Origin of the sequence: Streptococcus sp. HMSC064D12 (assembly GCF_001837205.1) — a bacterium.
Lineage (GTDB): Bacteria > Bacillota > Bacilli > Lactobacillales > Streptococcaceae > Streptococcus > Streptococcus salivarius_D.
Window position 1 is genome coordinate 117994 of record NZ_KV831713.1, and the last position, 8931, is coordinate 126924.

The following is an 8931-nucleotide window of genomic DNA, read 5'->3' on the forward strand; positions in this document are numbered from 1 at the left end:
CTAGGATGAAAGTAAAACAATTAAGTGATAGTCAAGGTCTTTCTTACTTACATTTAGTAATGTTAAGTCTTTATGCAATCTTGTTAGGTGTGCTTGTTGGGCTGATTGATGCTGTTTTTGGGCGCGTGCTGATAGGACTCTCGGAATTTCGTGACCACCATCTCTTTTATCTGGTACCAGCACTTCCTTTAGCAGGTCTTTTGATAGTTTATCTTTACCAAAAGTTTGCGGGTAAGGCGGCACAGGGAATGGGCTTGATTTTCAAGGTTGGACATAATGAGGAGGATCAAGTCCCCTTAAGGTTAATTCCACTGGTGACTGTAACCACATGGCTTACCCACCTTTTCGGGGGTTCTGCAGGTCGTGAGGGAGTTGCTGTACAACTGGGGGCCACAGTTTCTCATGCTTTTAGTCGGTATTTTAAGGTCCCTAATGCTTCACGTATTTTCTTGACCATGGGGATGGCAGCTGGTTTTGGAGGTCTTTTCCAAACACCAATCGCCGCGACCTTCTTTGCGCTTGAGGTCTTGACTCTAGGTCAGTTAAGTCTGCCAATCTTGGTACCGACTCTTATTGCATCTTTTGTGGCGAGTACGACAAGCCATCTCTTAGGTCTTGAAAAATTTAGCCACTTTGTATCTGAAAGTTTAACTATTGACCTTGGGACGTTTATTAAGTTAGCTCTTTTAGGTCTGGCCTTTGGTCTAGCAGGAAATCTCTTTGCTTTTCTCTTGTCAATAGCTAAAAAGAAAGTAGTAAGTCTGCTCCCAAATCCTTATTATCGTGTTCTCTTAGGAAGTGTCGTCTTAACCTGTCTTCTTTTGATTTTGTGGAAGGGACGCTATACAGGTCTTGGAACGAATTTGATTGCTTTAAGTGTTGATGGTGGGACCATTTATCCATTGGATTGGCTCTTGAAATTGCTTTTGACTGTCTTTACCTTATCTCTTGGATTCCAAGGAGGAGAAGTAACTCCTTTGTTTGCTATCGGAGCAAGTCTTGGTGCTGTTCTAGCACCAGTTCTGGGACTTCCAATTCCACTTGTAGCGGGTCTTGGCTATCTGTCTGTCTTTGGTAGCAGTACCAATACCCTTTTAGCACCTATTTTCATTGGCGTTGAAGTCTTTGGTCCCGCTAATGCAGTCCCTTACGCGGTTGTCATGGCTTTTGCTTATCTCATTAATCATAAGACGAGCATTTATGGACAACAAAAAATGCTAGAAATGCAATAAGATACTAGACATCCTGATAATTTTTTGATAAGATACTAAGAGTGTGTAATGGACACACAAAAATAACGGCTAATCCGCTGAGACACAGAGGTTGCTCTTAAGATTAGTAAGATAGGAGTATATAAAAATGAATCCATTGATCCAAAGTTTGACAGAAGGTCAACTTCGTACTGACATCCCATCATTCCGTCCTGGTGACACAGTTCGCGTTCACGCGAAAGTTGTCGAAGGAACTCGCGAACGTATCCAGATCTTTGAAGGTGTAGTTATTTCACGCAAAGGTCAAGGGATCTCAGAAATGTACACAGTTCGTAAAATTTCAAGCGGTATCGGTGTAGAACGTACTTTCCCAATCCACACTCCACGTGTTGAAAAGATTGAAGTTGTACGCTACGGTAAAGTCCGCCGTGCTAAACTTTACTACTTGCGTGCTTTGCAAGGTAAAGCTGCACGTATCAAAGAAATCCGTAAATAATTTACAGATTTCACATAAAAAATCTGTCCTCGTGGCAGATTTTTTCATAAGTCCTCTTAGTTAAATGGATATAACAACTCCCTCCTAAGGAGTCGTTGCTGGTTCGATTCCGGCAGGGGACATTTTTAAGCCTTTAACCATGCGGTTTTAAAGCGATTTGTCCACATTTGTTTTATCTTTTTATCGTTATCTTCTTTATGGGCTTGTAACGAAAAGGTTTTAAGTCAGTTTGCCAAAATTTAAGCCAATGTATTTGACGCCTATTGAATTATAGGTGTTTTTTTGATAAGCAAAAACCCTAGTCAGGATTAGTCCTAACTAGGGTTGAAAATAGAATACTAGTGATGTTAAGTATTCTGTTATCTCATTAATTGGAATTGGCACTTGTATCCGTGCTTGATGAAGCTTGTGGGTACTCGTAAGGATTGTTATCAACGTCGTTAACCCACTCATTGCTCTGATCAGTTGAGCTTGCGTGATTGCTTCTTCCACCAGCACCTGCGGTGAAGGCTGCATCGTGACCTCCACCGCCTCCTCCGTTAGTGGCATAGGAGCCATCTTCTGGTCCGCCCCAACCTCGTCCGCCTTCAGCAGGCTTGGACTTTTCTTGATTTCCCTCTTGATGAGTTGTTTGGTTGTTTGTTTTCTGATTTGCTCCTTGAACTGAAGGAGATACTTGGTCCTTATTTTCGTCTTTAGCATCCGTCTTATGCTCTTCCGTCGAAGTAGCTCTTGATGATTTAGTATTCTCTTTTTTATGAGAAGAGCTACTCTTTGATGAAAGGCTGTGAGAGATGTGATGCGTTTTTGCTGCTGGCTTTACAGGTTCTTTTAAATGTTTTGATAAAAAACCGAAGAGAAAGAAGAAAGCTAGCAAAGAGAAGGTGATAATATTATATTTTTTTCTTTTCAAATTTGGCTCCGTTCCTAGTCATAGATGAAGAGTTAAAAATAACAGTAAAAAACCAGGTTTCCCTGGTTCTCATTATTAGCGGCTTACGCGACGGCGAGCTGCTTTTTTACGGTTTTCTTCGATGAAAGCCAATTTCTTTTCTTCTGGTTCAATAATGGTTTTCTTAACTGCGAAGACAGCACCTGCTACAGTAGCAGCAGTTCCGATAACGCCAGTAGCGACACCTTTAGCGAATGAATGTTTTTTAGCCATGAGACTATCCTCCGTATATGTTATAATATGCTTATATTATCTAAAAAAATATCTAGAATAGCAAGTGAAAACATTATGAAAACCAAACTTATTGTAGTAGCTGGTCCTACTGCTGTAGGAAAAACAGCGCTTGGAATTGAATTAGCCAAGCGTTTTAATGGCGAAATTATTTCAGGAGATAGCCAGCAGGTTTACCGACAATTGAATATAGGCACCGCCAAGGCCACTCCTGAAGAGCAGGCAGCAGCAGTTCATCATCTGATTGATGTTCGCGATGTTGATGAGACCTATTCAGCTTATGATTTTGTGACAGAGGCAGAGGTTGCCATTACAGATATCGTTAGTCGTGGCAAGTTACCTATTGTAGTAGGAGGAACAGGTCTCTATTTACAAAGTCTCCTAGAAGGGTATCACCTAGGGGGACAGGTCGATCAGGAGCAGGTTTTAGCCTATCGCTCGGAATTAGAGCAATTATCTGATCAGGAACTTTTTGAAAAAATTGATCGCTTAGGTATTGAGATTAAAGAGATTAACCGTCGTCGTGCTATTAGAGCACTAGAGCTTCATCGTTTTTCGGAGAATCTTGAAAATACTGAGCCGACTTATGATCCCTTTCTTATCGGATTAGATGATGAACGTTCCTTGATCTATGACCGCATCAATACACGAGTAGACAAGATGGTTGAACATGGTCTCTTGGAAGAAGCCAAATGGCTGTATGATAATTATCCTGATGCCCAGTCAGCTCGTGGTATAGGTTACAAGGAGCTGTTTCCTTATTTTGCTGGGAACCAAACCTTGGACGAAGCCTTGGAAACACTCAAGCAAAATACGCGTCGATTTGCTAAACGGCAATTAACCTGGTTCAGAAATCGAATGACTGTTAAGTTTTATCAGATTTCTAGTCCAGAATATCCTGAAAATGTCGTTCAAGATCTTGAATTATTTTTAAATGATAGGGAAGGAGAAAAGGTAGGTCAATCTTAGTTTTAAAAACCTATCTTTGCTATAATGGTAGTTATGACTAACGAAGAAAAAAAATCAGCCTATGAATTAATGCTAGCACAGGCTAAGGTGCTTTTTGCCAATGAAAACAATGCTCTGGCAAACTTTTCTAATGCCTCAGCTCTCTTGAATACAACCCTGCCAAATTCTGTGTTTACAGGCTTCTACCTGATGGATAATGTCAAGAATGAGTTAATCCTTGGCCCTTTCCAAGGTAATGTTTCTTGTGTTCGAATTGCCCTAGGTAAGGGTGTTTGTGGCCAGTCTGCAGCAGAAAATAGAACCCTAATTGTCGAAGATGTCACCAAACACGCCAATTACATTGCTTGTGATTCCGCTGCTCGAAGTGAAATTGTTGTACCAATGGTCAAAGATGGCAAATTAGTTGGTGTTCTCGATTTGGATTCTCACCAAGTAGGAGACTATAACGACGTAGACCAAGATTATCTGGAAGCGTTTATCAAAATTCTACTCGAGAAAACCGAGCTTACATTTGGAATGTTTGAGGTAAACTAATGTATCAAGCCTTATATCGTAAATACCGTAGTCAGACCTTTGGTGAAATGGTTGGTCAAAAAGTGATTTCAACCACGCTCAGACAGGCGGTAGAGTCAGGGAAAATCAGCCATGCCTATCTCTTTTCTGGGCCACGTGGTACCGGTAAAACCAGTGCGGCGAAAATCTTTGCCAAGGCTATGAACTGTCCTAATCAAGTTGATGGTGAGCCTTGTAATCACTGCGATATTTGTCGCGATATTACTAACGGAAGTCTCGAAGATGTTATCGAGATTGATGCGGCTTCCAACAACGGTGTGGATGAGATTCGTGAGATTCGTGATAAGTCGACCTATGCTCCAAGTCGTGCGACTTACAAGGTCTATATTATCGACGAGGTTCACATGCTTTCGACAGGTGCCTTCAATGCTCTTTTGAAGACTTTGGAAGAACCAACTGAAAATGTGGTCTTTATCCTGGCGACCACTGAATTACATAAGATTCCAGCAACCATCCTCTCTCGTGTTCAACGTTTTGAGTTTAAATCGATCAAGCAGGGAGCTATTAAAGAACATTTGGCTTCAATTCTGGAAAAAGAAGGATTAACCTTTGATGATGAGGCTTTGACTATTATTGCTCGTCGTGCGGAAGGTGGTATGCGTGATGCTTTGTCAATCTTAGACCAAGCACTGAGTCTGTCTCCGGACAATCATGTCAGCCAAGCCGTAGCTGAAGAAATCACAGGTTCTATTGGTTTAACAGCCCTAGACAGTTTTGTCGCTAACGTTCGCAATCAAGAGACTACGCAAGCTTTATCAAATCTTGAAACTCTTTTTGATAATGGCAAGTCTATGAGCCGTTTTGCGACGGATCTCTTGGAGTATTTCCGTGATCTTTTGATTGTCAAAGCGGGCGGAGAGAACAGTCACCATAGTCCCCTTTTTGAAGAGAATCTTTCTCTGGAGCAAGACCGACTTTTCCAATTGATTGACCTGGTTACAAGTGCCTTGCCAGAAATTAAAACTGGAACACATCCTAAAATCTATGCGGAAATGCTGACTATAAAATTGTCAGAGACTCATACTCAGGCTTCACAAGAAATTCCGGGGAATTTGCAAGAAGAGTTAGATAGTCTTCGTCGCGAGGTAGAAGGTCTACGTAAAGCTCTTAAAGAGGGCAAAGCCCAAGGAGAAGTAGCACCAACTCGAAAAGCCAAACCTGCTTATCAGTACAAGGTGGATCGTGAAAAGATTCTTACTATTATGCGTGAAACCATGGAAAATCCGCAGAAATCACGCCAATGTCTGGATGCCCTAAAGGCAACTTGGCCTGAAATCTTGGATTCTATTAGCCCACAAAATAGGGCACTTTTGAATGGCTCCGAGCCTGTACTGGCCAATCAGGAAAATGCTATCCTGGCATTTAATGCCGCTTTTAATGCTGAACAGGTCATGAAACGCAGTGATCTCAATGATATGTTTGGCAATATCATGAGTTCAGCTGCCGGTTTCTCACCTAATATTATGGCTGTTCCAAAAGCAGAATTTGAAAAACTCCGAACAGAATTTGCACGAAGTCTCAAATCCAAAGAAGAATTGGAAAAAGAAGATCGCGAAGAGTATATCCCTCAAGAACTCGACTTTCTCTCTGATGTAGTAGAAATAGAGGACTAAAAAGGTCCAGTGGACCTTTTTAGGTCCGAGCCAAGAAACCCAAAAGCGAGGCTGTTCAGTGGACCTTTTTAGGTCCAATCCCAGTAAGTTAGATGGCGAGATAGTCAAGTGTAATTTGATAGATTTCTGAAGCTAATAATTGGAAGGTCCATCCGTGTAAAAATGAAAAGAGCCTAGACTGCTTGTCCTAGGCTCTATCTATTGATATAATAATCTTATGATTCAACAAATTTTGTTTATAACGCTTGAAACTATTTTTGAAACGGTTTGTTTTAATTACAGTTTACAACACGGCTATTACTTTTTTACAGCCTTTTTTGGGTATTTACTGTTTCGTCGTCTTTGGACAACCTACGTTGTTTCACGCATTGCGCGTGCAGCCGACAAGTCTACCAAGAAGTAAGGCTCACTTCGCCAGCGGTCAACCATTTTTCCCGACCATCATCAGTAAGAACGAGAAGTTGGCCCTTATCGCCAATTTCCTTGGCAACACCAGTATAAGTCTTTCCAGCTTGTTCAAAGGTCACTTGTTTGTCTAAAACGAGGGACTTTTCTTTATAGACCTTGACCAAATCGCTAGTAGGAATGGTTAAAAAGAGTCTCCAAATTTCTGAAATGAGCTGGTTTCGAGTAATGCTTGGTTTTTCAGAAGTAAAAAGACTAGTAGCTTTATTAGCTAACTCTTCAGGAAAATCACTGATTGAGAAGTTAAGCCCAACCCCGATAATGACATCTGTGATGCGACCAGATTCGATAGAACTAATGGCTTCGGTAAGGATACCAGCCATTTTTTTGTTGTTGAGGTAGATGTCATTAACCCATTTGATCTCTGTATTGATGCCAGTTAGACGCTGGATAGCTTTGACAATAGCAGCTGCCGCCATCATCGTATAAGGTGGTAACTCCTCAAAATGACAGTTGGGCTTTAAGTGGATACTCATGTAGATACCACCTTGTGGACTGGCAAAGAAGTGACGTTCAAATCGTCCTTTGGCTGCCTTTTGACTTGATGCCAGGTAAAGTGCAGGCGTCGGATTATTCTTTTCCATGCCATGTTTAGCATCTAGTTGGGTAGAGTTAGAATCTGGATTAAAGTAGACTGGAATGTTGAGTTGCTTAGAGATGTCTTGAGGAAGAAGAATATCTCCCTTTTCTAAATAGTAGCCTTTCTTGCGGACACTTGTAATGTCAATTCCTTGTTCTTGAAGTGTTTGAATTGCCTTCCAAATGGCTGTCCGTGAGACACCAAGGCTTTTAGCCAAGCTCTCTCCCGTCACAAAGTCAGGACTCTTCGATAAGATGTCATAAACGTGTTCATAAGTTTTCATATCCTAAGTATAATACAAATGATGGCAAAATGCTCACTATAACTTATTGATAAGGCTTGATAATAAATAACTATATGACTAGACTGAAAAAACATGATATAATGGAAGGTAGTTATTAAGTCCCGATAAGGCAACAGTCATTCTAGAGTTGGCTGTTGGTTCTTTGTAACTTTTTAACGGCGTCTAGCTCCATTAGGAGTATAGCGTTTTACCTATTAGGAGACGGTTAAATCCGTGCTGTCTAATACTATTTTTCATATTAAAAGGGGGACATTTTATATGTCAGAACGTAAACTTTTCACGTCTGAATCAGTATCTGAGGGGCATCCAGATAAAATTGCAGACCAAATTTCAGATGCCATTCTTGATGCGATTTTAGCAGAGGATCCAGATGCACACGTTGCAGCAGAAACAGCTGTCTACACTGGTTCTGTCCATGTTTTCGGTGAAGTTTCTACAACAGCTTATGTAGATATTAACCGTGTGGTTCGTGATACTATCGCTGAAATTGGTTATAACAATGCAGAATACGGCTTTGCGGCAGAATCTGTTGGGGTTCACCCATCATTGATTGAACAATCTCCAGATATTGCTCAAGGTGTCAATGAAGCACTTGAAGTTCGTGGAACTGGTGATCAAGATCCACTTGATCTTATCGGAGCTGGTGACCAAGGTTTGATGTTTGGTTTTGCTATTGACGAAACTCCAGAGTTTATGCCACTTCCAGTTAGCCTCTCACATAAATTGGTTAAAAAATTGGCAGATTTGCGTAAATCTGGTGAGATTTCATACCTTCGTCCAGATGCTAAATCTCAGGTTACCGTTGAGTATGATGAGAATGACCAACCAGTACGCGTTGATACAGTTGTTATTTCAACACAACACGATCCTGAAGCGACTAACGACCAAATTCGTCAAGACGTTATTGAAAAAGTCATTAAGGCAGTTATTCCAGCCGAATACTTGGATGATGAGACTAAATTCTTTATCAACCCAACAGGTCGTTTTGTTATCGGAGGACCTCAAGGAGACTCTGGTTTGACTGGTCGTAAGATCATTGTTGATACTTATGGTGGTTACTCAAGACATGGTGGTGGTGCCTTCTCTGGTAAGGATGCCACTAAGGTTGACCGTTCAGCTTCATATGCAGCTCGCTACATTGCCAAAAATGTCGTAGCTGCTGGTCTTGCTAAGAAAGCAGAAGTACAATTGGCTTATGCTATCGGTGTTGCTAACCCTGTGTCTGTCCGTGTTGATACTTTCGGAACGGCGACAGTTGCTGAAAGCAAACTTGAAGCTGCTGTCCGCGATCTCTTTGACTTGCGTCCAGCAGGTATCATTCAAATGCTTGATCTTAAACGTCCTATCTATCGTCAAACAGCGGCCTATGGTCACATGGGACGTACGGACGTCGATCTTCCATGGGAAAAATTGGACAAGGTAGATGCCCTCAAAGCAGCTGTAGAAGCTTAACGAATAAAATTAGTTCCAAAAAACAGAATTTTAATATAAATTCTGTTTTTTTGTCTCTTGAATATACAATATAAGTGCACAATAA

The 8931-nt window shown here is 41.2% G+C and carries 10 protein-coding genes and 1 tRNA gene; 8 read left to right on the plus strand and 3 right to left on the minus strand.

From position 1 onward, the window contains the following. Window positions 1-5: 5 nt before the first annotated feature. From HMPREF2697_RS00680 to HMPREF2697_RS00690, 3 genes are all read left to right on the plus strand, one after another. A complete protein-coding gene (locus HMPREF2697_RS00680; protein WP_070849201.1) occupies window positions 6-1232 on the plus strand; it encodes a voltage-gated chloride channel family protein in 1227 nt (408 codons plus the stop codon). Window positions 1233-1359: 127 nt separating this feature from the next. Then, window positions 1360-1707, plus strand: a complete 348-nt coding sequence (gene rplS, locus HMPREF2697_RS00685; RefSeq protein WP_002883489.1) for a 50S ribosomal protein L19 — start codon at window positions 1360-1362, stop codon at window positions 1705-1707. A gap of 50 nt (window positions 1708-1757) precedes the next feature. Next, a tRNA-Arg gene (locus HMPREF2697_RS00690) sits at window positions 1758-1829 on the plus strand. A 245-nt stretch (window positions 1830-2074) separates the two neighbouring features. Here the strand turns inward: HMPREF2697_RS00690 and HMPREF2697_RS00695 are convergent. Both HMPREF2697_RS00695 and HMPREF2697_RS00700 read right to left on the minus strand, forming a co-directional pair. Continuing rightward, the gene (locus HMPREF2697_RS00695) at window positions 2075-2620 is read right to left on the minus strand and encodes a hypothetical protein (protein ID WP_070849203.1); all 546 of its coding nucleotides are present in this window, start codon (window positions 2618-2620) and stop codon (window positions 2075-2077) included. Between the two features lie 75 nt (window positions 2621-2695). After that, window positions 2696-2872 carry a DUF3042 family protein gene (locus HMPREF2697_RS00700; protein WP_002883513.1) on the minus strand — a complete coding sequence of 59 codons (177 nt, stop codon included), beginning with the start codon at window positions 2870-2872 and terminating at the stop codon, window positions 2696-2698. A gap of 75 nt (window positions 2873-2947) precedes the next feature. Here HMPREF2697_RS00700 and miaA point away from each other — a divergent pair, with 75 nt between their 5' ends. The 4 genes from miaA (at window position 2948) to HMPREF2697_RS10015 (ending at window position 6448) form a co-directional block, all read left to right on the plus strand. After that, the gene (gene miaA / locus HMPREF2697_RS00705; RefSeq protein WP_070849206.1) at window positions 2948-3859 is read left to right on the plus strand and encodes a tRNA (adenosine(37)-N6)-dimethylallyltransferase MiaA; all 912 of its coding nucleotides are present in this window, start codon (window positions 2948-2950) and stop codon (window positions 3857-3859) included. Window positions 3860-3892: 33 nt separating this feature from the next. Continuing rightward, complete coding sequence (locus tag HMPREF2697_RS00710; RefSeq protein ID WP_288627917.1) at window positions 3893-4393, plus strand: GAF domain-containing protein; 501 nt, start codon at window positions 3893-3895, stop codon at window positions 4391-4393. Further along, complete coding sequence (dnaX, locus tag HMPREF2697_RS00715) at window positions 4393-6045, plus strand: DNA polymerase III subunit gamma/tau (protein ID WP_013990696.1); 1653 nt, start codon at window positions 4393-4395, stop codon at window positions 6043-6045. Before HMPREF2697_RS00710 ends, dnaX begins: the two co-directional genes overlap by 1 nt. Window positions 6046-6262: 217 nt before the next feature. Next, window positions 6263-6448: a DUF3272 family protein gene (locus tag HMPREF2697_RS10015; protein WP_002883500.1), complete on the plus strand. Its 186-nt coding sequence runs from the start codon at window positions 6263-6265 to the stop codon at window positions 6446-6448. On the opposite strand, the gene birA is transcribed toward HMPREF2697_RS10015, so the two are convergent. After that, the gene (gene birA / locus HMPREF2697_RS00720; protein WP_013990695.1) at window positions 6435-7373 is read right to left on the minus strand and encodes a bifunctional biotin--[acetyl-CoA-carboxylase] ligase/biotin operon repressor BirA; all 939 of its coding nucleotides are present in this window, start codon (window positions 7371-7373) and stop codon (window positions 6435-6437) included. The two genes, HMPREF2697_RS10015 and birA, sit on opposite strands and share 14 nt — an antisense overlap. Window positions 7374-7652: 279 nt before the next feature. On the opposite strand from birA, the gene metK reads away from it, so the two are divergent. Then, the gene (gene metK / locus HMPREF2697_RS00725) at window positions 7653-8846 is read left to right on the plus strand and encodes a methionine adenosyltransferase (RefSeq protein ID WP_013990694.1); all 1194 of its coding nucleotides are present in this window, start codon (window positions 7653-7655) and stop codon (window positions 8844-8846) included. Window positions 8847-8931 lie beyond the last annotated feature (85 nt).

Excerpts from the sequence above, each read along its gene's own strand:
- HMPREF2697_RS00680 (WP_070849201.1), top strand. The coding sequence starts at position 6 with ATGAAAGTAAAACAATTAAGTGATAGTCAAGGTCTTTCTTACTTACAT.
- rplS (WP_002883489.1), top strand. The coding sequence starts at position 1,360 with ATGAATCCATTGATCCAAAGTTTGACAGAAGGTCAACTTCGTACTGAC.
- HMPREF2697_RS00700 (WP_002883513.1), bottom strand. The coding sequence starts at position 2,872 with ATGGCTAAAAAACATTCATTCGCTAAAGGTGTCGCTACTGGCGTTATC.
- miaA (WP_070849206.1), top strand. The coding sequence starts at position 2,948 with ATGAAAACCAAACTTATTGTAGTAGCTGGTCCTACTGCTGTAGGAAAA.
- HMPREF2697_RS00710 (WP_288627917.1), top strand. The coding sequence starts at position 3,893 with ATGACTAACGAAGAAAAAAAATCAGCCTATGAATTAATGCTAGCACAG.
- dnaX (WP_013990696.1), top strand. The coding sequence starts at position 4,393 with ATGTATCAAGCCTTATATCGTAAATACCGTAGTCAGACCTTTGGTGAA.
- HMPREF2697_RS10015 (WP_002883500.1), top strand. The coding sequence starts at position 6,263 with ATGATTCAACAAATTTTGTTTATAACGCTTGAAACTATTTTTGAAACG.
- birA (WP_013990695.1), bottom strand. The coding sequence starts at position 7,373 with ATGAAAACTTATGAACACGTTTATGACATCTTATCGAAGAGTCCTGAC.
- metK (WP_013990694.1), top strand. The coding sequence starts at position 7,653 with ATGTCAGAACGTAAACTTTTCACGTCTGAATCAGTATCTGAGGGGCAT.